This is a genomic window from Variovorax sp. OV700, assembly GCF_900099805.1.
Lineage (GTDB): Bacteria > Pseudomonadota > Gammaproteobacteria > Burkholderiales > Burkholderiaceae_C > Variovorax.
The window spans coordinates 19,424-43,548 of sequence record NZ_FNDR01000015.1; the positions used below are offsets into that span (position 1 = coordinate 19,424).

Annotated in this window: 26 protein-coding genes; 10 read left to right on the top strand and 16 right to left on the bottom strand. The window is 65.9% G+C overall.

What is annotated here, in order from left to right; all coding sequences use genetic code 11:
• Nucleotides 1-26 precede the first annotated feature (26 nt).
• The 11 genes from BLR24_RS26300 to BLR24_RS26350 form a co-directional block, all read right to left on the bottom strand.
• Nucleotides 27-740: an ABC transporter ATP-binding protein gene (locus BLR24_RS26300; protein ID WP_093022936.1), complete on the bottom strand. Its 714-nt coding sequence runs from the start codon at nt 738-740 to the stop codon at nt 27-29.
• Nucleotides 737-1,495 carry an ABC transporter ATP-binding protein gene (locus BLR24_RS26305; RefSeq protein ID WP_055795457.1) on the bottom strand — a complete coding sequence of 253 codons (759 nt, stop codon included), beginning with the start codon at nt 1,493-1,495 and terminating at the stop codon, nt 737-739. The genes BLR24_RS26300 and BLR24_RS26305 overlap by 4 nt, the downstream gene beginning before the upstream one ends.
• A complete protein-coding gene (locus BLR24_RS26310; RefSeq protein ID WP_093022938.1) occupies nt 1,495-2,520 on the bottom strand; it encodes a branched-chain amino acid ABC transporter permease in 1,026 nt (341 codons plus the stop codon). Before BLR24_RS26310 ends, BLR24_RS26305 begins: the two co-directional genes overlap by 1 nt.
• A gap of 4 nt (nt 2,521-2,524) precedes the next feature.
• The gene (locus BLR24_RS26315; protein ID WP_093022940.1) at nt 2,525-3,442 is read right to left on the bottom strand and encodes a branched-chain amino acid ABC transporter permease; all 918 of its coding nucleotides are present in this window, start codon (nt 3,440-3,442) and stop codon (nt 2,525-2,527) included.
• A 4-nt stretch (nt 3,443-3,446) separates the two neighbouring features.
• Nucleotides 3,447-4,625 (bottom strand): ABC transporter substrate-binding protein, encoded by a 1,179-nt coding sequence (locus BLR24_RS26320; RefSeq protein ID WP_093022942.1) that lies wholly within the window; start codon nt 4,623-4,625, stop codon nt 3,447-3,449.
• A 74-nt stretch (nt 4,626-4,699) separates the two neighbouring features.
• The gene (locus BLR24_RS26325) at nt 4,700-5,836 is read right to left on the bottom strand and encodes a cupin domain-containing protein (protein ID WP_093022944.1); all 1,137 of its coding nucleotides are present in this window, start codon (nt 5,834-5,836) and stop codon (nt 4,700-4,702) included.
• Nucleotides 5,837-5,933: 97 nt separating this feature from the next.
• Nucleotides 5,934-6,638: a fumarylacetoacetate hydrolase family protein gene (locus tag BLR24_RS26330; protein WP_093022946.1), complete on the bottom strand. Its 705-nt coding sequence runs from the start codon at nt 6,636-6,638 to the stop codon at nt 5,934-5,936.
• 50 nt (nt 6,639-6,688) lie between these two features.
• Complete coding sequence (locus tag BLR24_RS26335) at nt 6,689-7,906, bottom strand: NAD(P)/FAD-dependent oxidoreductase (protein ID WP_093022948.1); 1,218 nt, start codon at nt 7,904-7,906, stop codon at nt 6,689-6,691.
• 31 nt (nt 7,907-7,937) lie between these two features.
• The gene (locus BLR24_RS26340) at nt 7,938-8,255 is read right to left on the bottom strand and encodes a non-heme iron oxygenase ferredoxin subunit (RefSeq protein WP_093022950.1); all 318 of its coding nucleotides are present in this window, start codon (nt 8,253-8,255) and stop codon (nt 7,938-7,940) included.
• Nucleotides 8,256-8,263: 8 nt separating this feature from the next.
• On the bottom strand, nt 8,264-8,734 hold the full coding sequence (locus tag BLR24_RS26345) for an aromatic-ring-hydroxylating dioxygenase subunit beta (RefSeq protein ID WP_093022952.1): 471 nt from the start codon (nt 8,732-8,734) through the stop codon (nt 8,264-8,266).
• Between the two features lies 1 nt (nt 8,735).
• Nucleotides 8,736-10,001 carry an aromatic ring-hydroxylating dioxygenase subunit alpha gene (locus BLR24_RS26350; protein WP_093022954.1) on the bottom strand — a complete coding sequence of 422 codons (1,266 nt, stop codon included), beginning with the start codon at nt 9,999-10,001 and terminating at the stop codon, nt 8,736-8,738.
• Nucleotides 10,002-10,130: 129 nt separating this feature from the next.
• On the opposite strand from BLR24_RS26350, the gene BLR24_RS26355 reads away from it, so the two are divergent.
• Nucleotides 10,131-11,045 (top strand): LysR family transcriptional regulator, encoded by a 915-nt coding sequence (locus BLR24_RS26355; RefSeq protein ID WP_093023191.1) that lies wholly within the window; start codon nt 10,131-10,133, stop codon nt 11,043-11,045.
• Between the two features lie 53 nt (nt 11,046-11,098).
• On the opposite strand, the gene BLR24_RS26360 is transcribed toward BLR24_RS26355, so the two are convergent.
• On the bottom strand, nt 11,099-11,917 hold the full coding sequence (locus BLR24_RS26360; protein WP_093022956.1) for an IclR family transcriptional regulator: 819 nt from the start codon (nt 11,915-11,917) through the stop codon (nt 11,099-11,101).
• A 198-nt stretch (nt 11,918-12,115) separates the two neighbouring features.
• Between BLR24_RS26360 and BLR24_RS26365 the strand changes: the two genes are divergently transcribed.
• The 4 genes from BLR24_RS26365 to BLR24_RS26380 all read left to right on the top strand — a co-directional run bounded on the left by BLR24_RS26365 (nt 12,116) and on the right by BLR24_RS26380 (nt 16,061).
• On the top strand, nt 12,116-13,075 hold the full coding sequence (locus tag BLR24_RS26365) for an MBL fold metallo-hydrolase (protein ID WP_093022958.1): 960 nt from the start codon (nt 12,116-12,118) through the stop codon (nt 13,073-13,075).
• 141 nt (nt 13,076-13,216) lie between these two features.
• On the top strand, nt 13,217-14,854 hold the full coding sequence (locus BLR24_RS26370) for an FAD-dependent oxidoreductase (protein ID WP_093022960.1): 1,638 nt from the start codon (nt 13,217-13,219) through the stop codon (nt 14,852-14,854).
• An 11-nt stretch (nt 14,855-14,865) separates the two neighbouring features.
• Complete coding sequence (locus tag BLR24_RS26375) at nt 14,866-15,072, top strand: DUF2783 domain-containing protein (RefSeq protein WP_093023193.1); 207 nt, start codon at nt 14,866-14,868, stop codon at nt 15,070-15,072.
• A 32-nt stretch (nt 15,073-15,104) separates the two neighbouring features.
• The gene (locus BLR24_RS26380) at nt 15,105-16,061 is read left to right on the top strand and encodes a Bug family tripartite tricarboxylate transporter substrate binding protein (protein ID WP_093022962.1); all 957 of its coding nucleotides are present in this window, start codon (nt 15,105-15,107) and stop codon (nt 16,059-16,061) included.
• Between the two features lie 22 nt (nt 16,062-16,083).
• Here BLR24_RS26380 and BLR24_RS26385 read toward each other — a convergent pair whose 3' ends face one another.
• Together BLR24_RS26385 and BLR24_RS30505 are read right to left on the bottom strand one after the other, a co-directional pair.
• Nucleotides 16,084-16,398 carry an NIPSNAP family protein gene (locus BLR24_RS26385; protein ID WP_093022964.1) on the bottom strand — a complete coding sequence of 105 codons (315 nt, stop codon included), beginning with the start codon at nt 16,396-16,398 and terminating at the stop codon, nt 16,084-16,086.
• Nucleotides 16,399-16,480: 82 nt separating this feature from the next.
• Entirely contained in the window at nt 16,481-17,398 is a 918-nt protein-coding gene (locus BLR24_RS30505; RefSeq protein ID WP_175543354.1) for a LysR family transcriptional regulator, read from the bottom strand.
• A gap of 122 nt (nt 17,399-17,520) precedes the next feature.
• Between BLR24_RS30505 and BLR24_RS26400 the strand changes: the two genes are divergently transcribed.
• The 4 genes from BLR24_RS26400 to BLR24_RS26415 are packed head-to-tail and all read left to right on the top strand — an operon-like array spanning nt 17,521 to nt 20,957.
• On the top strand, nt 17,521-18,480 hold the full coding sequence (locus tag BLR24_RS26400) for a Bug family tripartite tricarboxylate transporter substrate binding protein (protein WP_254787590.1): 960 nt from the start codon (nt 17,521-17,523) through the stop codon (nt 18,478-18,480).
• Nucleotides 18,481-18,497: 17 nt separating this feature from the next.
• Nucleotides 18,498-19,532, top strand: a complete 1,035-nt coding sequence (locus BLR24_RS26405) for a zinc-dependent alcohol dehydrogenase (protein ID WP_093022969.1) — start codon at nt 18,498-18,500, stop codon at nt 19,530-19,532.
• Complete coding sequence (locus BLR24_RS26410; RefSeq protein WP_139188802.1) at nt 19,525-20,223, top strand: DUF4286 family protein; 699 nt, start codon at nt 19,525-19,527, stop codon at nt 20,221-20,223. Before BLR24_RS26405 ends, BLR24_RS26410 begins: the two co-directional genes overlap by 8 nt.
• A complete protein-coding gene (locus tag BLR24_RS26415) occupies nt 20,208-20,957 on the top strand; it encodes a TerC family protein (RefSeq protein ID WP_093022973.1) in 750 nt (249 codons plus the stop codon). The genes BLR24_RS26410 and BLR24_RS26415 overlap by 16 nt, the downstream gene beginning before the upstream one ends.
• 20 nt (nt 20,958-20,977) lie before the next feature.
• Here BLR24_RS26415 and BLR24_RS26420 read toward each other — a convergent pair whose 3' ends face one another.
• Both BLR24_RS26420 and BLR24_RS26425 read right to left on the bottom strand, forming a co-directional pair.
• Nucleotides 20,978-22,258, bottom strand: a complete 1,281-nt coding sequence (locus BLR24_RS26420) for a DUF3422 family protein (protein ID WP_093022976.1) — start codon at nt 22,256-22,258, stop codon at nt 20,978-20,980.
• Nucleotides 22,259-22,320: 62 nt separating this feature from the next.
• Entirely contained in the window at nt 22,321-23,034 is a 714-nt protein-coding gene (locus BLR24_RS26425) for a FadR/GntR family transcriptional regulator (protein WP_093022978.1), read from the bottom strand.
• Between the two features lie 211 nt (nt 23,035-23,245).
• Here BLR24_RS26425 and BLR24_RS26430 point away from each other — a divergent pair, with 211 nt between their 5' ends.
• Nucleotides 23,246-24,121, top strand: a complete 876-nt coding sequence (locus BLR24_RS26430; RefSeq protein WP_093023195.1) for an amidohydrolase family protein — start codon at nt 23,246-23,248, stop codon at nt 24,119-24,121.
• The last annotated feature ends 4 nt before the right edge of the window (nt 24,122-24,125 follow it).

A 24,125-nucleotide genomic window follows, 5' to 3' on the forward strand; every position in this document is an offset into this window, starting at 1 on the left:
TCAGTCGGGGGTCGCGGAATGGGCCTTTAAACGCCCAGGTACTGATGAACGATCTGCGGCTGCGCGCGCAGTTCGGTGGAACTGCCTTGCCAGACCACGCGCCCTTTTTCGATCACGAAGTGCCGGTCCGCCAGGTTCAGCAGGGACTTGACGTTCTTGTCGATGACGATCTGCGACAGCCCGTCGCGCTTGAGGTCCGCAAGCGAACGCCAGATCTCATTGCGGATCAGCGGCGCGAGCCCTTCGGTGGCCTCGTCGAGCACCAGCAGGCGCGGATTGGTCATCAGCGCGCGGCCGATGGCCAGCATCTGCTGCTCGCCGCCGGAGAGCTGCGAGCCGAGGTTGCCGCGCCGCTCCTTGAGGCGAGGAAAGAACTCATAGACGCGGTGCAAGCTCCAGCGCTCGCCGCTTCCCTTCTTGTTGTCGCGCGCGGTGGCGACCAGGTTCTCTTCCACCGTGAGGTTGGGAAAGACCTGGCGACCCTCGGGCACCAGCGCAAGGCCGTGGCGCGCAATGCGGTGCGAAGGCAGGCTGTCCACCCGGGCGCCGCCCACCCAGATGCTGCCGGCCGAAACGGGCAGCATGCCGAACAGGCACTTGACCGTGGTCGAACGGCCCATGCCGTTGCGGCCGAGCAGGGTGACGACCTCGCCCGTGCCGACCGAGAAGGAGATGTCGAACAGCGCCTGCGCATGGCCGTAGGAGGCCTGAACGCCTTGGACCGATAGAAATTCGCTCATGCTTCGGCCTCTTCTTCGCCCAGGTAAACGGCCCGCACTTCGGGGTGGTTGCGGATTTCTTCCGGCGTGCCGGTGAACAGGATCTTGCCGTAGACCAGCACGCTGATGCGGTCGGCCAAGGCAAACACCGCGTCCATGTCGTGCTCGACCAGCAAGATCGTGTACTGGCGCTTCAGCTGCTGCAGCAGCGCGATGACGCTGGTGGATTCCTGCACGCTCATGCCGGCCATGGGCTCGTCGAGCAGCAGGAACTTGGGCCCGGCCGCCAGGCTCATGGCCAGCTCGAGCTGGCGGCGCTCGCCATAGCCGAGGTCGCCGGCTGGCACATGGAGGCGGTTTGCGAGGCCCGTGGCGGCAAGCGCCTCTTCGGCGGACTGGCGCGCTTGCCGGTCGGCCGCCATGGGCTGCCAGAACCGGAAGGCGTGCTTGCGCGAGGCCAGCGCTGCGAAGGTCGCGTTCTCGATCACGCTGAAATCCTCGAAGATCGAGGTGATCTGGTAGGACCGCAGCAAGCCGCGTTGCGCGCGTTGGTGGATGGGCAGCGCGGACACGTCGGCACCGCGGAACCACACGCTGCCGCTGTCCGCTTCGAGCTCGCCGGACAGCTGGTTGATGAGGGTCGTCTTGCCGGCGCCATTGGGGCCGATGATTGCGTGAAGCTCGCCTTCATGGATGTCGAGCGACACTGAGTCGGTGACGAGCAGTGCGCCAAAGCGTTTGGTCAGCCCGTCGGTGCGAAGGACGCTGGTGGTCATCATGCGGATCCTTTCGCTGCGGCGATCGCATTGCGTGCCGTGGCCGAGTCGTCGACAAGCGTTGGCGCCTTGGGCGTTGGCCTTGCGTCGAAGCGCTCCAGCAAGCCGACGATGCCTCGCTTGCCCAGCAGTGCAACGATCACGATCAGCGGCCCGAAGATGACCATCCAGTGCTCGGTGAAGCCTTTCAGGACCTCTTCCAGGCCAAGAAAAACCAACGCACCCATGAGAGGCCCGAAGACCGTTCCCAGGCCGCCGATGACGACGATGACGATCAGCTCGCCCGAGACGGACCATGCGAGCGTGCTGGGTGAAGCAAAGGCGTTGAGGTTGGCCAGCAGCAGCCCCGCGACGCCGCACAGCATGCCGGACATCACGTACGCCAGCAACTGGTAGCGCACCACCGGGATGCCGGCGGCACTCACCCGCCGCGCGTTCTGCCTGGCGCCGCGAATCACCATGCCGAACGGCGCGACGCGCAGGCGCGCGAGCCACCAGATCGAAAGCACCAGCACGACGAACGCCGCGACATAGACGCTGGTTGCCGACGACAGGTCGATGGGCCCGAAGCGGCTGCCCAGAGCAATCGACAGGCCGTCGTCGCCGCCGTAGTTCTTCAGGCTCACGAACAGGAAGTAGCCCATCTGCGCAAAGGCCAGCGTGATCATGATGAAGGCGATGCCGCTGGTGCGAAGGCTGATCGCACCGGTGACCAGCCCGACCAGTCCGCAGGCACCCAGGCAAAGCAACAGGTGGACCCAGCCGCTGCCCACCCCATGGAACGACGCCAGGCCGACCGCGTAGGCGCCGAGCCCGAGGAACAGCGAATGGCCGAAGCTCACCAGGCCGCCGTAGCCCAGCGCGATGTTGAGCGCGCAGGCGGCAATCGCATAGATGATGATGCGCGCGAAGAAGGCGATGTAGAAGGTCTGGCCGGTGGCCTGCGCCACGAAAGGTACGCTTGCCAGCAGCAGCAGGACCAGCAGCGGCACCCAGGTGCTCGGGCGTGAAAGAAGTGTGGTCATGGGACTACCTGTTGGCGGGGAAGAGACCTTGGGGGCGCCACGCGAGCACCACGGCCATGAGCAGGTAAACCAGCATCGAAGCCAGCGCGGGACCGGCCGCATCGGCAAAGGAACGCTCGGTGACCTGGCGCAGCAGGAACGGCAGGAACACGCGGCCCATGGTGTCGACGATGCCCACGATCAGCGCGGCATAGAAGGCCCCGGTCACGGAGCCGATGCCGCCGATGACGATGACCACCAGCGTCGTGATGAGGACCGACTCGCCCATGCCCGACTGCACCGACAGGATCGGCCCGGCCATCGCGCCGGCAAGCCCCGCCAGCATCGCGCCGACGGCGAAGAGCATCGCGTTCAGCAGGCGAATGTTCACGCCGAGCGCGGCCACCATCGCGGGATTGACGGCGCCGGCGCGGATCAGCATGCCGACCTTGGTCTTGTTGATCAGCAGCCAGGAGCCGACCGCGACGGCCAGCCCGACCGCGATGATGGCGATCCGATACGAGGGGTAGCTGAACCCGCCGATGTCGATGGCGCCGCTCAGGAACTCGGGCACCTGCAGGAAGACGGGCTGCGACCCCCAGACGATGCGCACCAGCTCGTTGAAGAACAGCACGAGGCCGAAAGTGGCCAGCACGTGATCGAGGTGGTCCCGCCGATAAAGACGCGACACCGCCACGAACTCCAGCGCCAGGCCCAACAGCAGCGAGCCGACCATGGCCGCGGCAACGGCCCATCCGAACGATCCCGTGTACTGGAAGGCCGTGGCCGCAAAGTAGGCCCCCATCATGTACAGGGAGCCGTGCGCCAGGTTGACGAAGCTCATGATGCCGAAGACCAGCGTCAACCCCGCCGCCAGCAGGAACAACAGGACGCCGTACTGGAGCCCGTTGAGCAGCTGTGCAAGAACAACCGTGCTGCTCATGGGATCACTTCAGCGCGCACTGCGCGTGGTAGGCATCGACCTGTTTCGGCAGCGGCGTGGCCAGCAGCTTGCCGGAGACGCTGCTGCCGTTCTTCACGGTCTCGAACGCGTAGTAGTTCTGCACCGGCAGGTTGTTGTTGTTGAAGGCGAAGGGCCCCCGCACCGATTTCACTTCGCTGCCCGCGGCCTTGACGGCGGCGGCCAGCGCCTTGCTGTCGCCGGCCTTGGCCTTGCCGAGCGCGATGTTCAGGATGTTGGCCGCGTCGTAGGCCGTTGCGGCGTACTCGCTGGGTGTGCGCTTGTATTTGGCCTCGAAGTCGGCCACGAACTTCTTGCTCTCGGGCGTGTCCAGCGCCGCGTCCCACATGGCGCCGCTGATGCTGCCAACGGCCGCGTCGCGCAAGGCGGGCAGGGTGGTGCCGTCGACCGTGAAGACCGAATAGAGCGGCAGCTTGCTCATCAGGCCTGCTTGCGCCATCTGCTTGATGAAGTTCACGCCCATGCCGCCGGGATAGAACACGAAGACGGCATCGGGCTTGGCCGCCTGCAGCTGCGCGAGCTCGGCGGAATAGTCGGGCTGGTTGACCTGGGTGTAGACCTCTTCGACGATCTGGCCCTTGAAGTAGCGCTTGAAGCCGGTCAGCATGTCCTTGCCGGCCTGGTAGTTGGGGGCCATCAGGTAGACCTTCTTCACGCCCTTGTCCTGCGCGAACTTGCCCATGGCTTCGGCTGCGCCGTCGTTCTGCCAGGCGGTCGAGAACACATTGGGTTTGCAACCGGCACCAGCCAGCGGCGACGGTCCGGAATTGGTGGCAATGGCGACAACGCCGGACTCCGCGATGCGCGGCAGGCTGGCCATCATCACGTTGGAAAAGCTCAAACCGACGATGGCATCGACCTTGTCCTTGTCGATGAACTTGCGCACGATCTGGCCGCCGATCTCCGGCTTGAGCTGGTCGTCTTCCTTGAGCACCGTGGCCGGTTGTCCACCGAGCTTGCCGCCGAGCTGCTCGACCGCCAGCATGAAGCCGTCGACCTGGTCCTGGCCGACGACCGCGATCGGCCCCGACAACGGTGCCATGAAGCCGATGGTGGCGGCTGCCGCGAACTGGCTGGCGCCCGCGCAGGCGAGGGCGGCCAGAACCAGGCTGGTGCGGCGAAGGGAAGGTGTGCGTGTCGTCATGTCTTGTCTCGAGTGCTTATGAAATAAAAAAAGGTTGCAAGGGCGGCGGGGCCGGCCGAGCGTCGTGCAGCGTGCTACGCCAGCTCGCCCACCTGCGTTCGATGCGCGTGCAGCGCCTCGAAGATCGGTCCGTCGTTGAAGCGGAAGAGATCGAGCGTTCCCTGGCTGGCGGCATCGCAATGGGCCGCGAAGGGCTGCCACGACGGCACGACGAACATGTCGCCGCGCTTGACGCTCCATTGCTGCTCGCCCACCTTCACGGTGCCGCTGCCTTCGAACACCTGGTAGACCGACGAGCCGACCTCGCGCTGCACCAGGGTGCTCGCGCCTTGCCTGATGCGGTGCATCTCGGTGCGCATCGTGGGCAGCACGTCGCGTCCGGTGCTCGGGTTCGTGAAGCGAACCGCCGCGTGGCCCGGGCTCAATGTGGCGGGATGGCCTTCATCCTCCAGCGCCAGCTGGTCGGCCAGGGCGCGGTCGGTGTCGACCCAGCGGTAGGCCAGGAGCGGCGTCGCTGTCGGCGCCTCCGGCTGCGAGAGCGGACGCAGGCCCGGGTGGCCCCACAGGCGCTCCGAGCGCGAGCGCTCCGGCGTGGCTTTCTCGACCGTGCTGACGCGCTCTCGCCCGAACTCGAAGAACTGCGACTCCGTGTAATACGAGAAAGGAATATCCAGCCCGTCGATCCACGCCATCGGCGCGCTGGCTGCGTTGTGATGGGAATGCCAGTTCCATCCGGCCTGCGGCAGGAAGTCGCCGCGCGACATCCGCACCGGATCGCCGTTCACCACGGTCCACACACCTTCGCCTTCCACAACGAAGCGGAACGCGTGCTGCGAGTGGCGGTGCTCTGGTGCGTCCTCGCCCGGCATCAGGTACTGGATGGCGGCCCACAGCGTGGGCGTGGCAAACGGCCTGCCGCCGAGCGCCGGATTGGCCAGCGCGATGGCGCGCCGCTCGCCGCCGCGGCCCACGGGAACGATGCGCCCGGCCTCGCTGGCGAGCTCGACCAGGCGATCCCAGCGCCACAGATGAGGTACCGCCTTGCTGCGCGGGTGCCGCGGCATCAGGTCGCCGATCTCCGTCCACAGCGGAACGAGCAGCTCGCTTTCGAAGCCTCGGTAGAGCTGCTCGAGCGCGGGGCTGGGCTCGGGTTGGCCCGGGCCCGCGACGGCCTTCAGGCGCACGGGGGAGGGGACGGTGTCGACTGTCATGGAAGTTCCTTCGTGGGGATCGCTGCAGCGAGCGCTCGCGTGGCGCTTCTGACCGCTGTGTCGTTTTGTCGAGAGCCGGATTACGTCGGCTTGCGCTTCACTCGGCCGGACCGACCGTGAGCGTGATCTCGCCCACGCCGGCCACGCTGCCTTCGACGCGATCGCCAGGCTGGAGCGCGCCCACGCCTTCGGGCGTGCCGGTGAAGATCAGATCGCCGGGCTGCAGGTGGTAGTACTTCGACAGGTCCTCGATCAGCTCGGGGATGTTCCAGATCAGCTTGGAAAGATCGGAGCGCTGGCGCTCCTGGCCGTTCACGCTCAGCGCCAGCGCGCCTTGATCGAGCACCGTGCCGGCCATGGGGACGACCTCGGACACCACCGACGACTGCTCCACGTCCTTGCCGAGGTCCCAGGGCCGGCCCTTGTCGCGGGCCACGAGCTGCAGGTCGCGCCGCGTCATGTCCAGGCCGCAGGCGTAGCCGTAGATCAGCTTGTGCGCGTCAGCGCGGTCGACGCGGAAGCCGGGCGCCCCGACGACGAGCACCAGCTCCATCTCGAAGTGGTAGTTGGACGTGCCGGGTGGATAGGCCACGGTGGCGCCGGATTCCACCAGCGTCGGCAGGCTCTTGGTGAAATAGAACGGCACCTCCACCGTCTTGTCGACCGGCCGGCCCATCTCGATGGCGTGGGCGTGGTAGTTGCGGCCGACGAAGAACAGCCGGTTGACGGGCAGGCGCTCCGTCTTGCCGCGAACGGGCAGCGAGGCGATCGGAGGAGGGGTCCAGAGATAGGTGGTGGTCATGATGTGTGCAGTGCGTGGATCGGGGCGGACGCGCGTTGCGCATCCGTAAGTCAAAGCTTGGAGAGCGGCACCTGAAGGTCGGCGAGCTGGGCCGCATCGACGCTGGTGCGGCGCTCGATCAGGCGCCGCGCAAAGCGCAGATCGCGCGCAGAGTTCGGGCCCAGCGCCGCGACGACCTTGTCGGCGTCGAGGAAGAACATCACGAAGCTGCTGGCGCTCCGGTCGCCGCGCAACACCACGCGATGTGCCGGCGCCGGCATGCCAAAGATCTGCAGGTTGACGTCGTACTGGTCCGACCAGAACCAGGGCAGCGGCTGATGGTTCACCGTGGTGCCGAGCGCAGCGCGCGCGGCGGCGATGCCTTGCTCCTGGGCGTTCTGCCAGGACTCCAGTCGCATCCGCCGGCCCGCCCATTCGCAGTGCCAGGCCGCCACGTCGCCCGCGGCCAGAATGTCGGGATCCGAGGAGCGGCACTGCGAATCGACCAGCACGCCGCCATCGCACGCCAGGCCCGCCTCGCGGGCGAGTTCGTCGTTGGGAACGAGGCCGACCCCGACGAGGACAGCGTCGCATTCGAGTTCACGCCCGTTGCCGAACGAGGCCGTGAGGCTGCCTTGCGCGCTCTGCGCGAGGCGCTCGATGCCCGTACTCAGGCGGACATCGACACCGTGAGAGGTGTGCAGCTGCAGCAGGTAGTCGGAAATTTCGGCTGGAACGGTGCGTTCGCACAGCCGGCCCATCGCTTCCACGACGGTCACGTCCAGGCCTTTCTTCCGGGCCGTGGCGGCCACCTCGAGTCCGATCCAGCCGCCGCCGACGACGAGCAGCCGCTTACCGGCAGACAGCGCGGCACCGAGCGCCGCCGCATCCTCGATGCTGCGCAAGGAGAAGACGCCGGGCAGATTCGCACCCGGGATATTGAGGCGGCGTGCCCGCCCGCCGTTGCAGAGGATCAGCTTGTCGTAGGCAACGGGCTCTCCATGCGTGAGACGAAGCTGCTTCGCCGCCCTGTCGATGAAGGTCGCGCCCACGTTAGGCCGCCAGTCGATGCCGAGCGCATCGAAGGCTTCCGGTTTTAACAGATGCGTCGTGTCCGCATGAGCGTCTCCGGAGAGCACTGCCTTGGACAGTGGCGGGCGCTCGTAGGGACGATGGGGCTCGTCGCCGATCAGGACCACACGGCCCGCGAAGCCCTCGCTGCGCAGCGTCTGCGCGGCCCACCCGCCGGCCTGGCCGGCGCCCACGATGACGATGGTTTCGGTAGTCATGGGTTCAAGGCCATGGAAGGGAGGAGAGGCATCAGTCCAGCGAGAGGAACACGCGGCCCGCCTCGATCCTCACGGGGTACGAGCGGATCGCCTCGGTCACGGGGGCGCAGGTCGGCTTGCCGTTGCGCACGTCGAACTTGCCCTGGTGCAGCGGGCATTCGATCTCGTGCCCTTCGAGAAAGCCTTCGCACAAGCGCGCATGGCCGTGGGTGCACACGTTGTCGGTCGCGTAGATCTGGCCGTCCACGTTGTACAGCGCGATGTCGCGTCCGCCGACCACCATGCCGACCACATCATCGGTGGGCACATCGTCGACGGTTGCGGCGTCGGTCCATTGGGAATCGCTCATGGCTGGCCTCAGAGGGGATAGATGACGGAGTTGGGGATCATTTCGCTGTCGTAGATGACCTGGCGCGAGGCGAATTTCAGTCCCTCTTCGGTGCGCACGACGACGTCGATGTAGCGACCCACGCTGAAGACGCTCGAGAGTTCGGACAGCTTGGTGCGGAACACCGCGTAGTTGGCCTCGCACTCGAAGCGGTCCGCCTCGGCCTTCAGCACGAGCGGCGTCCCGACGACGTGGCGCTGGTAGTAGGGGTCGTGGAACAAGGTCTCGCGAATGCCGTAGACGCGGTCCTTCAGCATGCCCTTGCTCTCGAACGACAGCGTGGCCAGCGGAAAGCCGCGGTCGTAGTTCTCGCGCGGCTGCAGCCGGTAGCTGCAGTCGTCCGTGAAGAACTCCGGCCAGAGTTCCCATTCGCCGGAGCTCACGGCCTGGGCATAGCGGGCGTAGAGCTGGGTCAGGTCGAAGTAGTCCTGGAAGTTCATCTCAAGCCTCCATGACCTTGCGCCAGTACTCGTACATGCCCCGGATCAGCGTCTCGGTCACCATGTGGTCCGTGTCGCCGACCTCGCGGCCGCCGAGCTCGGCGAGCGTGCGGTGGAAAGGCTTCTGTTCGAAGCCCTTCTGCGAAAGCTCGATCACCTCGCCGTCGTCGGCCGAGACGAAGCCTGCCGGTCCGAAGAGATTGGCCTGGCGCAGCCGCCGCTGTGTCATCGCATCGTCGTCGTCCTCGAAGCCGAAGTGCGTCCACACGAAATCGAAGGCGCCGGGGCCGCTCGGCTGGATGTGCCGGGTCGAGACACTGTTGACCTGCTGCTGGAAGATCACGCTCGGGAACAGCGTCATCATCACCGCCGTGGGGCCTTTCCACCACGGCTCGGGCACGATGTCCAGAAAGCGGTCGTCGTTGAGCTTCATGCTTTCCTTGAAGCTCGATACCTGCGTGACTTCGGCGGCCTTGCCGCTGGCGCCGCGGGTCGAGATCATGGCGGCGTGCCGATGATGGCTGTCCATCTTCAGCTCCGACTTGTTGTCCGCACGCCAGAGCCCGAAGGTGACGAACCACGTGTGCAGCAGGCCCGGGTGGTAGGGGTCCTTGATGTTCTCCTGCATCAGCTTCCAGTTGCCCGGAATGCGCTGGCGGTTGTAGCCGAGGATCGTCAGCTTGCGGCCGTTGAAGAGGCGGTCGAAGTAGCCCAGGATTTCCGGACCCATGAAGTCTTCGAGCGACTCCACGTCCGCATCGAAGGACGCAAACACCACGCCGCCGCGGGTCGCGACCTTGAGCTTGTTGAGGCCGTGGTCGGCGGGCTTGAAGTCGGCCGGCATCCCGCCGTTGACCTTGCCGTCCTGCTTGACGCCGCGTCGGAAGGGCACGCCTTGCAGATCGCCGCCAAGCGAGTAGTTCCACTGGTGGTAGGGGCAGGTGAACCCGCTGGCTTTGCGGTTGCCGTGCCGCTCGCGGCAGAACTGCATGCCGCGGTGCGCGCACACGTTCTCCACCACGCTGATGGAGTCCTCGGCATCCCGCACCATGATCACCGAGCGTTCGCCGACGACGGTGCGCTTGAAATCGCCGACCTCCGGAATCTCGGCTTCCAGGCCCACATAGCACCAGTGGCCGCGGTAGAACAGGCGCTCGAGCTCGCGCCGGTGCTGATCGGCATCGGTGTAGGCCATGAAGGGGATGCGGCTGGTGCCCTTGTCTTCCCAGTGGATCTTCTGGGGAAAGACTGCTGACGTGTCGTCCATGTGTTGTCTCCTGTGCGGCCATGTTGCATGGGCCGCTCGTCTCGTGGTACCCGATGATCGGCAGTTCGGCCCCATCGTTCAATAGAATGTGCCGAATACCTCATATAGATTTCGCGAATGGGAGCCGGCGTGGAGCTCAAGGACATCGACCTCAACCTGCTGGTGGTGTTCAACCAGCTGCTCATCGATCGACGGGTGTCGAAGGTGGCGACGAATCTCGGCCTCTCGCAGCCAGGCGTGAGCAACGCGTTGGCGCGTCTGCGCAAGCTGACCGACGACCCCCTGTTTCTTCGAACGCCGAAAGGCATGGAACCGACGCCGTTCGCCGAACAGCTGGCCGCACCCACGGCGAGCGCGCTGCAAACGATCCATGCCGCGATCAACCAGCGCAGCTCGTTCGATCCGGCCACCTCGACGCGCGCCTTCACCATCGGCATGACCGACATCGGGGAAATCTATTTTTTGCCCAAGCTCATGAAGGAGCTGGCGCGCGTGGCACCGGGCCTGTCGCTCAGCACCGTTCGCAACACGGCGGTCAATCTGCAGGACGAGATGGAATCGGGCCATGTCACGCTCGCCATTGGCTTGCTGCCGCAACTCAAGAGCGGCTACTTCCAGCGGCGATTGTTCAAGCAGCACTACGTCTGCATGTTTCGCAGCGGCCACGCGCTGGACAAGCGGCAGATCTCGCTGGCCGAGTTCTCGCAGGCCGACCACGTGGTCGTGGTGTCGGAGGGAACCGGTCACGGCAAGGCCGACGAGCTTCTCAGCCGCAAGAAGATCGATCGCAAGGTCGTCTTGACCGTGCCGCACTACGTGGCGGTCGGGCACATCCTGCACGACTCCGATCTGGTGGCCACGGTCCCCGAGCGGCTCGCTCAGGCCCTGGCGGGACCCTTCGGGCTGTCATATGTCCGCCACCCGGCCAAGCTGCCGGAGATCGCGATCAGCCTGTTCTGGCATGGGCGGTATCACCGCGATCCCGCCGTGGCCTGGATGCGTGCCTTGATCATCCGGCTACACGGGGAGGGCGCTTCCGCCTGAGGCCGCGCCGGCAGCAGAAGTGTCGGATATGTCCTGTCACGAGTGCAGGCTGGTCACGCACCCGCGCGCCAACCAAGGCGGCTCGATGCTTCTGCGGCCGCATGGCGAACAGCTGACGCGGCACTGGAGTTCCAGTCGGCCGAAAAACTGTCCTGATGCCCCAGTGCCGTGATCACGACCACGGGTTCGCCGTCGTGATCGAGGACGGGCGCACTGAAAGCGTTGACGCCGGGAATCGGCTTTCCCTCGGCGCGTGTGACGCCATGGTCGCGGAGCTCCGCCACAGCCTCGCGCAGTTCCCTGGTCTTCGGCTTCAGCAGCAGCGCCTTCCGGTCTTCCGGATCGCCGAGCGCCACCGCCATGGCCTTCTCGATGCGCTCGGCGGGCAGCACGGCTGCAAAGGCGCGGCCGGTGGCCGTGCCGAGGATCGACATCACGGTGCCGGCGCGCATCGAGACGTGCAGCGGTTCGCGCGCCTCGATCATCCGGATGATCGTCGGCCCGAAGTTGCCCCAGATGGCCACCGCCACCGCGTGTCCGGTGGAGGCGGCCAGCTGCTGGGCGATGGGCAGCGCCACCCGTACAGGATCCAGCTGGTGCAGGCACGTCAGTCCCAGCCGCAATGCGGTGGGGCCGAGCGCATAGCGGCCGGTCTCGGCTTCCTGTTCGATCAACCCGAGCTTGCCGAAGCTCACCAGGTACGGGTGTGCGCGTGAAGCGGGAAGACCGGATCGGCTCGAGAGGTCGCTGAGCGTCAGGGGCGTCTGGCTGTCGGCCAGCGCAAGCAGCAATCGCCCCCCCACCTCGATCGCCTGGACGGCCCGCTGCGCCTTGTCTTCCTTCGCGGCTTCTTCGGGATGGCTGTCTCGCATATCGCCTTTCAAGTTGCTGGAAGTCTAGTTCGCTCCCGACGAAGAGATCTGCGACGTGCAGACCCGCCTGACGTGGCCGAGCGACCTAGGGAAAGTCCGCAAATCCATTTCAGCAAATCAGTTTGCCATAAACAAATTTAAGTTGCATACTGCAAATGCGTTTGTTTTAGACAAATATCGATCCCAAGGAGCCCCCGCATGAACACCGCCAAGAAATTCGCCTCCCAAGCTGACCTCGAAGAAAAGCAGATCAGCTTCGCGAGGCTCTCGGAACACGCCTGGGCCTATACCGCCGAAGGCGACCCGAACACCGGCATCATCGTGGGCGACGACTGCGTGCTGGTGGCCGACACCCAAGCCACGCCGGCCATGGCGCAAGACGTGGTCAGGCGCATTCGCGAGGTGACCGACAAGCCGATCAAGTACGTGGTGCTCACCCACTATCACGCGGTGCGCGTGCTGGGCGCGAGCGGCTTCGCGCCGCAACAGATCATCTCGAGCCAGGACACCCGCGACCTGATCGTCGAGCGAGGCGAGCAGGACAAGGCCAGCGAGATCGGCCGCTTCCCGCGCCTGTTCCAGAACGTCGAGACGGTGCCGCCGGGCCTGACCTGGCCCACCATGACCTTCACCGGCAAGATGACGCTGTGGCTGGGCAAGCTCGAGGTGCAACTGCTGCAGCTCGGCCGCGGCCACACCAAGGGCGACACCGTGGTCTGGTTGCCGAAGGACCGGGTGCTGCTCAGCGGCGACCTGGTCGAGTTCGATGCCACGCCCTACGCAGGGGATGCGTATTTCAAGGATTGGCCGCAGACGCTCGCGAACATCGCGGCGCTCAAGCCCACCGCGCTGGTTCCGGGCCGCGGCCCCGCGCTGTCGGGCGAAGAGCAGGTCGCAGCCGGCCTCAAGGCCACCGGCGATTTCATCGCCGACGTGCGCGCCTGCGTCGAAGCCGGCGTAGCTGCGGGCAAGGACCTCCATGCGGTCTACCAGGACACCTTCGCCCAGCTCAAGCCCAAGTACGGCCACTGGGTGATCTTCGACCACTGCATGCCGTTCGACGTGACGCGCTGCTACGACGAAGCCACCCAGTACCCGGACCCGCGCATCTGGACGGCCGAGCGCGACGTCGAGATGTGGAAGACATTGGAAGGCTGATTGCCTTGCTCCCTCCCCTCCCGGGGGAGGGTTGGGGTGGGGGCAGGCAGAGCGCCAGATTCGAGCGCTGTCAGCCCCCATCCCAGCCTTCCCCCAGCGGGGGAAGGAACAGTACAGAAGACAAGGACACGGAGACAACACGTGATCGACTACCAAAGCCTGCGCTTCGACTACAAGCGCCATCCCGACCAGGACGCCGCGGCGCCGGTGCGCCGCCCCCTGGTCGTCGTCGGCGCAGGCCCGGTGGGGTTGGCGCTGGCCATCGATCTGGCGCAGCACCAGATTCCGGTGGTCCTCCTGGACAACGACAACACGCTGTCCACTGGCTCGCGCGCCATCTGCTTTGCGAAGCGCACGCTGGAGATCTTCGATCGGCTCGGCTGTGGCGAGCGCATGGTCGACAAGGGCGTGTCCTGGAACGTCGGCCGTGTGTTCTTCAAGAGCGAGGAGATCTACAGCTTTGACCTGCTGCCGGAAGCGGGCCATGCGCGCCCCGCCTTCATCAACCTGCAGCAGTACTACGTGGAAGGTTTTCTGGCCGAACGCGTGTCCGAGTTGCCGCTGATCGACCTGCGTTGGAAGAACAAGGTCACGGGCGCCGTGCAGCGCGCGGACCACGTCGAGCTGACGGTCGAGACCCCCGACGGGCCGTACCGGCTCGAGGCCGACCATGTCGCGGCCTGCGACGGGAGCCGCTCGAGCATGCGCGGGCTGCTGGGGCTGGAGAGCAAGGGGCGCCAGTTCAAGGATCGTTTCCTGATCGCCGACGTGAAGATGAAACTCGACCGGCCCGCCGAGCGCTGGTTCTGGTTCGACCCTGAATTTCACCGCAACCAGAGCGTGCTGCTGCACATGCAGCCCGACAACGTCTGGCGCATCGACTTCCAGCTCGGCTGGGATGCCGACCCGGAAGAAGAGAAGAAGCCAGAAAAGATCATTCCCCGCGTCAAGGCACTGCTGGGCGAAGACGCGCAGTTCGATCTTGAATGGGCGAGCGTCTACACCTTCTCGTGCCTGCGGATGGATCGGTTCCGGCAGGGCCGCGTGTTCTTCGCGGGCGATTCGGCGCACGGTGTTTCACCCTTCGGCGCCCGCGGCGCCAACTCGGGCGTGCAGGATGCCGAGAACCTGGCCTGGAAGCTGGCCGCGGTCCTGCGGCACCAGGCGCCCGATGCGCTGCTCGACAGCTATGGCCACGAACGCGAATACGCGGCCGACGAGAACATCCTCAACTCGACGCGCGCCACCGACTTCATCACGCCGAAGAGCGAGATCAGCAGATTGTTCCGGGACGCGGTTCTGGAGCTCGCGAAGTCCCATGCTTTTGCGCGAACCCTGGTCAACAGCGGCCGGCTGTCCGTGCCGGCCACGCTGCGCACCTCGGCGTTGAACACGCCGGACACCGACGCTTTCCAAGGAGGCATGGTGCCGGGCGCCGTGGCGGCGGACGCGCCGGTGATCTGCGCCGACGGCAAAGCGGGCTGGCTGCTGCGGGAAGCAGGGCGCTGCGCGTTCACGGCGGTGGTGTTCGGCGACGGCGAGACGGCGGACCGCGCGGCGCGCGCCGTGGCCGAAGCCGGCGCCGCCGCCGGTGTGCCCATCGCGACGGTGCGCGTCCCGATCGACGAACCGCATGTGCTGGCAACCCGGCGCTACGACGCGCAGGCCGGCACGGTCTACCTGCTGCGCCCCGACCAGCACGTATGCGCGCGTTGGCGCCGGGCCGACGCCGGCATCGTGCGTGCCGCGCTCGATCGCGCGCTTTGCTGCAACGCCTGAAGGATATTGCCATGCCGCAAACCACCGCCGCGCACCTGACGACCGCACCGAACATCGATGCGCCTGACGATTTCTACGAGGCACTGATCGAAGCGCATCAGGGTCTCTCCTCGGACGAAAGCCACGCCTTCAATGCGCGGCTGGTGCTCGTGCTGGCCAATCACATCGGATCGCTGGCCGTGCTGCGCGAGGCATTCGCCGCCGCAACACGCCAGTGAATCAGCACTCATAACCACCGGAGACAAAACCCATGATTCGCCTTTTCCTGACCGGCCTCGCGTTGGCCGCAACAACCCATCTCGCCATTGCACAAGACACCAAGCCCATCGAATGGGTGGTCGGCTACGCCGCAGGCGGCGGCTCTGATTCCGTCGCACGCGCCACGGCCGAGACGATGTCCAAGAGTCTGGCCCGGCCTGTCGTCATCAACAACAAGCCAGGTGCGGCGACCAACATCGCTGCCGACTATGTGGCTCGCTCGAAGGACTACGGCAGTGTCATGCTGACGGCGGACTTCGCGACCCTCGCAGCCAACCCGTTCCTGTTTTCCAAGCTCAGCTACAACGCCGAGAAAGACCTCGCGCCGGTCGGCATGCTGGCGCGCTTTCCGCTCGTTCTGGTGGTCGGTCCCCAGGTGCCGGCGAAGAACTTCAAGGAATTCATCGCCTGGGCCAAGGCGCAACCCGGCGGTGTGAACTACGCCTCGGCCGGTGCCGGAAGTCCGCACCATCTGGCCACCGAGTTGCTGCGCGAAAAGACCGGCATCACCATGACGCATGTCGCCTACCGCGGCGCGGCGCCTGCGATGCAGGACATCCTGGGCGGCCAGGTGCCCTTCATGATGGTCGACACGGCCAGCGGCAATCAGTTCGTGCTGGCCGGCAAGGTCAAGGCCATCGGAGTCGCAAGCGCCAAGCGCATTGCCACCTTGCCCGACGTGCCGACGCTGGCCGAACAGGGGTTGAGCGATTTCGAGGCCTATGCGTGGCAGGGGCTCGCCGTGCCGAGCGGCGCGCCTGCCGACACGGTGGCAAAGCTCAACAAGGCACTGGTCGACGCGCTGAATTCGACCGCGGTGCAAGCACGTTTCCAGGCGCTGGGCGTCGAGGGACTGCCGGGCACGCCGAACGACATGGCCAAGTATGTCAAGGACGAGCGCGAACGTTGGGGCCGCCTCATCAAGGCGAACGGCATCAAGATCGATTGAGGTTCGAGCCTGGCATGAACGTCTACGGCAGAGGAAGCTCGCGCATGAGGTTGCTGCGCACCCACGTGAACGCGCCGGACTGGACGTTGTTCGCTTGCCAGCGGCGGAACTCGGGGTCGGCCGACAGCGGATCGGTGACCTTCGCGTACTCCGTCGCGTTCTCGAACTGCACGGTCAGAACATAGTTGCCCAGTTCGCCTGCGACCACGCTCCAAAGCTGAGGGCTGGGTGCGCCATGCTTTTTCCAGAGCGCCGCACCCGCCTTCGCGGCTTCGATGACGGCCTCGAGATCGGCTCCGGGGTTGGGTCGCAGGACATATCGCGCTTCGTAGGCCATAGAAGTCTCCTTCGTCATCGCAAGAGCGACATTGAAGCACCTGGGCGCTCAAGGGGCAATCGCCAATTGCAGCGCCATCGATTCAACGGCCCAGCTTTTCCGCCATGCGGCGTTGGAGGTCGGCAAAGTTCGCGCGCACCGCGTCCGCCAACGCAGGCAGCAGCGGGTTCGAATCCGTCTTCCGTCTCAGCAAGACAAGCACCTCGCCTGCGTCAGATCCGCGCAGACTGCAGAAACTCGTGCCCGCCACGCCAAGCAACGCGCACGAAGACGGCACCAATGCCACGCCGAGCCCGGCACCGACCAGGTCGAGCACGCCATGCACCGTGCTTGCTTCGTAGCGGATGCGCGGGCTGAAGCCGGCCTTTGCGCAGAGGTAGATCGACTGGTCGAAGTACGCCGGTCCCCGGTGCCGGGTGAAGGCGACGAAATCGTGCTCCGCGAAGCTGCGCAGTTCGACCGGATTGCCGGCGCGGCGTGCTTGCTGCGGTGTCAGCGCAAGGCAAAAAGGATCGGGCATCTGCGCCGCGACCGTCAGGCGCGGATGATGCGGCTTGCTGCGTGCGATTCCGGCATCGAGATGACCCGCGGCCACCGCCTCCGCCTGCTCGCTGCTGATCAGTTCGCGCAGTTCGATATGCAGCGCCGGATGCTCCTTCTTGAGGTGCCGGACGAGCTTCGGCAGCACCGTGCTGCTGGCGGAGGGCACGAAGCCGAGCGCCAGGTGGCCGCTGCTGGCGCTTCCCGTCACAGACTCCTTCATGCGCGCCGCGCGGTCGAGCAGATACCGCGCTTCCGGCAACAGCGACTCGCCTGCCGCCGTCAGGCGCACCCCTTTGGGATGGCGCACAAAGAGCGCAGTGCCCATTTCCTCTTCGAGCTGCCGGATCTGCACCGACAGCGGCGGCTGCGCGATGAACAGCTTCTCCGCGGCCCTGCTCAGGTTGCCCGTTTCGGCCACGGCCACGAAGTAGCGCAGGTGCCTCAGTTCCATGCTCATGAGAAACTCCATATTCAGGAGGTATCGGGTCCATAGCTTATCGGTGTTTGGCGTATCGAGACTCTGCGGCCAGAATTCGTCCATTCCAGGCGCAGGAGCGTCGGCACTGAATGGAGACACACATGAAAAAAGCTCTCGCCCTCCTGACGGGTTGCGCATTTGGCTTGGCCGCGTCGGCCCAGAGCTGGCCTGCCAAGCCGGTCAAGCTCGTCGTGCCGGCACCGGCCGGTAGCTCGCTCGACTTCATCGCCCGCACGCTGGGTGACAAGCTGCGCGAGCGATGGAAGCAGCCGGTCGTGATCGACAACAAGGCAGGTGCAGGCGGCATGCTGGGCATGACCGCCGTTGCCAAGGCGCCAGCCGACGGCTACACCTTGGGCGTCGGCTTCAACGGCCCGATCGCGTTCGGGCCGCACATGTACAAGAAGATGGCCTACGACCCCGCCAAGGACCTGCTGCCGATCGTTCTCACGTCGTCGCAACCCAACGTGCTGGCGGTAGCGGCCGGCAACCCCGCCAAGACCTTGCCCGAATTCGTGGCTTGGGCAAAAAAGCAGGGCGGCAAGATCAACTACGCCTCGGTTGGGGCAGGCAGCTCTTCGCACTTGACCATGGAGCTGTTCAGGAGTGTGGCTGGTTTCGAAGCCACGCATGTGCCCTTCGCTGGCTCGCCGCCGGCCGGTATTTCGCTGGCATCCGAAGAGACGCAGGCGCTGTTCACCGTGGCGCCTGCGCTGCTGCCGCTGATCCAGGGCGGCCGCATTCGCCTGCTGGCAGCCACCAGCCTCCAGCGCACCGAAACCATGAAGGACCTGCCGACGGTCGCCGAGGCGGGCTATCCCGGCTTCGAAGCCTTGGCGTGGAATGGCCTGTTCAGCGCCGCCGGCACACCGCCGGAACTGGTGCGCCGCATCAATGCCGACGTCAACGAGGTGATGAAGGACAAGAGCGTGCGCGACGCTTTCGCAAAGCAGGGTTTGATCCTCGGCGGGGGCTCGCCCGACGAGTTCAAGACCTTCATCGCGGCCGAAAGCCTCAAGTGGGGCGCCATCATCAAGAAGGTCGGCATCAGCATCGACTGACGCTGGAATGAAGCACCATGCAAGCCTTGCGCAAAACACGCCCGCAAGCGGGCCTCGAACTGATGGACGTACCAGCGCCCGTGCTGGAAGCCGATTCCAGCGATGTACTCGTGAAGGTCAGCGCCACAGGCATCTGCGGCAGCGACCTGCACGTGGACGACTGGACGTCCAGCTATGCCTTCATCACCCAGAGCATTCCTGTCACGATCGGGCACGAGTTCGTCGGGGTTGCACAGACCGGCGCCTTGACCGGCCAGCGCGTGGTCGTTCGTCCCTCGGTGACTTGCGGCGCCTGCGCCGCTTGCGCCACGGGCGATCACGATGGCTGCGAGAAGCGCCGCGGCATCGGCATGACGCGCGATGGCGCTTTCGCCCCCTGGGTCCGGGTCCCCCTGCGCAACTGCGTGCCCGTGCCCGACAGCCTGAGTGACGAGCTCGCAGCGCTCACGGAGCCGCTCACCATATCGATGCAGGCGCTTCGCATCGCAGGCGACGTGGCCGGCAAGCGCGTGCTGGTGATGGGCCCGGGCACCATCGGCCAGGGGATCGCCGCGCTGGCACGCCGTGCCGGTGCCGCGCAGGTCGTGGTCAGCGGCTGTCACGATGCAGCCCGATTCGACGCACTGCGCCGGATGGGCTTCGACGCCTTGGTCGATGTGGCTACGCAGCCGCTGGCCGAGGGCGCCCGGCCGCACACGGGCGGCGAACCCTTCGATGTCATATTCGAAGCGACGGGGGTGCCCGAAACCATCACGGAAGGCTTGGCGCTGTTGCGGCGCAATGGAATCGTGGTCGTCACCGGCATCCATGCCCGCCCGCTTCTGCTCGACCTGACACCGATGGTGCGCAACCAGCAACAAATGCGTGGCTCCTTTCGTCCGCCCGAATCCGATTGGCCCCTGGCCCTCGAGTTGATGGCCGAGATGAATGCCGTCATGCGCCCGATGGTCAGCCACGTCCTGCCGTTGTCGCAAGCCAAGGAGGGCTTTGCGCTGGCTCGCGCGAAGGCGGCGAGCAAGGTGCTCCTGAAGCCGGAAGCACGCGATGAGTGACGATATATCCGGCACGGGCGCCGTGTTGGCGCTGTGGAACGACGTCACGCCCGACGTCGAAGCCGAGTACAACGCGTGGCATGCGGGCGAGCACGTGCCCGAGCGGTTGACGGTTCCAGGCATGCTGTGGGGCCGGCGCTACCGACGCTCATGCAACAGCGCTGCGCCTCGCTACCTGACGATCTACGGCATGCGCGACGCGCAGGTCTTGGAAAGCGATGCCTATCGCCTTCTGCTGAGCAGGCCCACACCGATGAGCGCGCACATGCGCCCGCATCTGTGCAACCTGTCGCGCTGGGTGTGCGATGTCCGCGAGGCGCGCGGCTTCCTGGCACCAAACAGCCTGGCCATGTGGACGTTCGATGCGGAAGATGCGGCTCGCTCGTGCGCAGGTGCCCACGCATCCTGCACGCCTGACTTTCTTCTCGCCCAGCGGTCGCTCGATGCAGCGCCGTTGCCCTGGCTGACGGGCGGACAGGCGCAGGCGGTCGAAGGAAGCTGGCTGTTGGCCATGGGAATGCCCGAGCAGGCGATGGCTTCACCGCAGGCTGTCCCGGGCGCAATTCTGTACAGGCCTCTTCCGGTCCAGCCAGCTTTGCACCCAGCGATTCCGTGGCATTCTTCCTGCATACGATCGATCACTCCCTCCGACGTCGCCGAATTGACAGGACTTCAATGCTCGAACTCTTGACGGACCCTCAGGTTTGGATTGCCTTTGCCACCTTGACGGCGCTCGAACTCGTCCTTGGCATCGACAACATCATCTTCATCGCCATCCTGGTCGACAAATTGCCTCCCGCCAACCGAGAGTTCGCGCGACGCGCGGGGCTGTTCATGGCCATGTTCATGCGCATCGGCCTGTTGCTGGTTCTGGCCTGGATCGTCGGCCTGGTCGCTCCGCTTTTCTCGGTGTTCAATCAAGAAATATCGGGGCGAGACCTGGTCCTGATCCTGGGTGGCCTGTTCCTCATCTGGAAGAGCACGACCGAGGTTCACCAATCGCTGGAGGGGGAGCACGAGCACAAATCCAGCGCGGCCAAGGCGACCTTCACCTCCGTGATGCTCCAGATCGTTCTGGTCGATATGGTGTTCTCGCTGGACTCGATCATCACCGCCGTCGGGATGGTGGACGACGTGCGCATCATGATCGCTGCGGTGATTGCCTCCGTGCTGCTGATGATGCTGTTCGCCGGCCCCATCGGGCGCTTCGTCTCGAACCACCCCACCATCAAGATGCTGGCGCTGGCCTTCCTGGTGGTCGTGGGCGTCGTCCTCGTGGCGGAGGGCTTCGATCACCACGTGCCCAAGGGCTACGTCTACTTTGCAATGGCCTTTTCCGTGGCCGTTGAAATGCTCAATATCCGGATGCGCAAGAAAGCGGCCAAGGCCGTGAAACTGAACCCGCCCCATATGCCGGGCGAATGAAGAGCCGCGGTTGAAGTCGCTCAGCTGTCCGCCGACTGGTGCAGATGCCGCCGCAGCCGCCGCACGTTGAGCAGCACCAGCAGTGCGATCACCGGCACGGCGACCAGCGTCACCGCGGTTTCGTGCCAGCCCATGGCCTTGGCCAGCGGCTTCAGCAGGTAGTTGCTGAGCCCGACGCCGTAGTAGGTCATGGCGATCACCGACAGGCCCTCGACCGTCTCCTGCAGCCGCAACTGCAGGCCCTGGCGCCGGTCGAGCGAGCTGAGCAGCGCCTGGTTCTGCCGTTCGCGCTCGACTTCGGAGCGGGTCTGCAGCAACTGCGCGGCCCGGGCGATCCGCTCTGACAATTGCGTCTGCCGGGCCGACGTGGCGGCGCAGCTGTCCATGGCCGGACGAAACCGGCGCGCCATGAACTCCGACAGCGGCTGCAGGCCCGGCACCAGCGTCTCGCGCAGATCGACAAGCCGCTGGTTCACGATGCCGCTGTAGGCGCGGGTGGCCGCAAAGCGCGCACTGTTCTCGGCCATCGCATGCTCGACCTGCGCGGCCAGCGTGACAAGCTCGTGCAGCAGGACTTCGTCGCCATCCGTCGCATCGTGGAAGCGGGCCATCAGCGACGCCAGCTGGGTCTCCTCGGCCGCGAGCTGCCCCATGCGGCGCGAAGCCAGGGGCAGGCTGAGCAGGGCCATCATGCGGTAGGTGTCGACTTCGATCAGGCGCTGGACGGTGCGGCCCGCGCGTCGCCGGTTCATGGCGTGGTCGAACACCAGGAAGCGCGTCACGCCTTCTTTCGTGCGAAGGTCCGACACCACGGTGGCCGCGCCGTCGGCCACCCGGTTGCCCACCAGCAAATCGCTGCCGAAAAGCGGCGCCACCAGGCGCGCATGGGGCGGATCGCCGGGGCAGGGGAGCACGGCCAGCTCTGTCGCGGAAATCATGCGGCCGGGCAGCGAGGCCAGCCAATCGTGCGGCAGGGCATCGAGCCAGCCGGTGTCGAAAGCCTGGTCCATGGCGAGCTCGCCGAGATCGGTGAACACGGTGAATGTGTGGAACTCCGTGTGGCGCTCCCAGCGCACGCGCAGCGCGCCGCAGCGCACCTGGCACTGCGTGGCGGCGCCCGCTGCGGAGGCCTCGCCGCCCAGCCGCGCCAGATGCGCGATGCAAAGCGCGTCGTCGTCCGGGCCTTCGCGCAGCGTGGCAATGGCCAACGCGGCACCCGGCGTCGAGAGGGGCTCGAACGGGCGCGCGTGAATTTCGTCGGCCAGCTGCTGGCGACCTTCCACTTCTGTCGGTAGTTTCATTTCGGGCTTCGGGCTTCGGGCTTCGGGCTTCGGGCTTCGGGGAGAGGGCGGGGAGCAGGGTATCAGTCGGCCGCAGGCGCCGCGGATTCCTCCGTCCACCGCGCATGCGATGCGCCCAGGTGATGCAGCATGGCTGCCACCGCGGCCTGAGGATCGCGCGCTTCCAGCGCACGATAGATCGCCTCGTGCTCGGCGAACGCCGCTTTCCACGCCTGCGAATCCTCGGTGCGTTCGCTCATGCGCGACGAGATCGGGCTGTGCCGCCCATCGAAGAGTTCCCCGACCAGCCGCACGAGAACCGAATTGCCCGTCATCTCGGCGATGGCGATGTGGAAGCGCCGGTCGTTCTCGATCTGGGTGCGGCCGCTCCGGCCATCCTGACGCATGCTTTCGAGCGATGCCTTCACGCGCTCCAGATGCTGCGGGGTAACGCGGGCCGAAGCCAGCGTGACGACCGAGCCTTCGAGCATCGCGCGCGCCTGAATCATTTCAGACGGACTTTCGCCGACCGCGGGCGTTGCGCGCTCCGGCGCGTCCGGCGGCGCGCAGACATACACGCCCGACCCCATCCGTATCTCGACGCGCCCGTCGATCTCCAGGGCGATCAGCGCTTCGCGCAGCGAGGGGCGCGACACGCCCAACTGCAAGGCGAGCTCCCGCTCCGGCGGCAGGCGCGCGCCGACGGGCAGATTGCCGTTGCGGATGAAAGCCCGGATCTGGTCCGCGATCTGTTGGTAGAGCCGGCGGGTGTCGGCGGGTTTGGTGAGGGGAAACATGGGAAGAGCAGGTCGCGCAATCTGGTCATGCCAGTTTGCCACCCTCTATGTAGTGATTGCTACTAATGAGCGGTAATTTGCGGGAAAACCCGACAAGGGTTTGTTCCATCAAGGCCATTTTTGACGTTATGGCAAAGTGGCCTGCCAAATTGGTAAGGCCAAAACAGATGGCGGCGTTCCGTTTTGACGAGACGGAATGGTGCCAAGCAGCATGACACAGCGCATCGACTCGCATCAACATTTCTGGCGACCCGCGCGCGGCGACTACGCGTGGCTGCGCGCCGACGTGCCCACCCTCGCGCCGCTGATGCGCGACTTTCTTCCCGAGCACCTGGCGCCCCTCTTGCAAGCGCATGGGGTGGAGCGGACCGTGCTGGTGCAGGCCGCCGACTCGGAAGCTGAAAACAGCTTCATGCTCGAACTGGCCACCGCGCACGACGTGGTTGGCGGCGTGGTCGGCTGGGTCGACCTGGCCAGCCCCCGTGCCGTGGCTTCGCTCGAACGCATGACGCGGCATCCCAAGTTCAAGGGCGTGCGGCCGATGCTGCAAGACCTGTCCGATGACGACTGGATCGCGCGCATGCCGCGCCCCGACGCCATTCAGGCGCTCGTTCGCCTGGGCCTGCGCTTCGATGCGCTGGTGAAGCCCCGTCACCTGTCCTCGCTGATGCGCTTTCTGAAAGACTGGCCGCAGCTGCCCGTGGTGATCGACCACGCCGCCAAGCCGCCCGTGGGCGCGCACGGCACCGAGCCCTTCGCGGCCTGGCGCAAGGACATCGCCGAGCTTGCCGCGCTGCCGCAGGTGTGCTGCAAGTTCTCCGGGCTCTGGGGCGAGGCGCCGCAAGCCGCGCACCACGATGTCGATGTGGCGGCACGCGCCGTGCGCCCGGTGTGGGAGCAGCTTCTCGAGTGCTTCGGCCCCGCGCGCCTCATGTGGGGCAGCGACTGGCCGGTGCTCACGCTGGCCGGCGACTACGCAGGCTGGATCGCGGTCAGCGAAGCCTGCATCGGCGGCCTGTCGGCCAGCGAGCAGTCGAACCTTTGGCGTGGCACTGCGCAACGCTTCTATGGCCTTCCGACGGACTGACGCG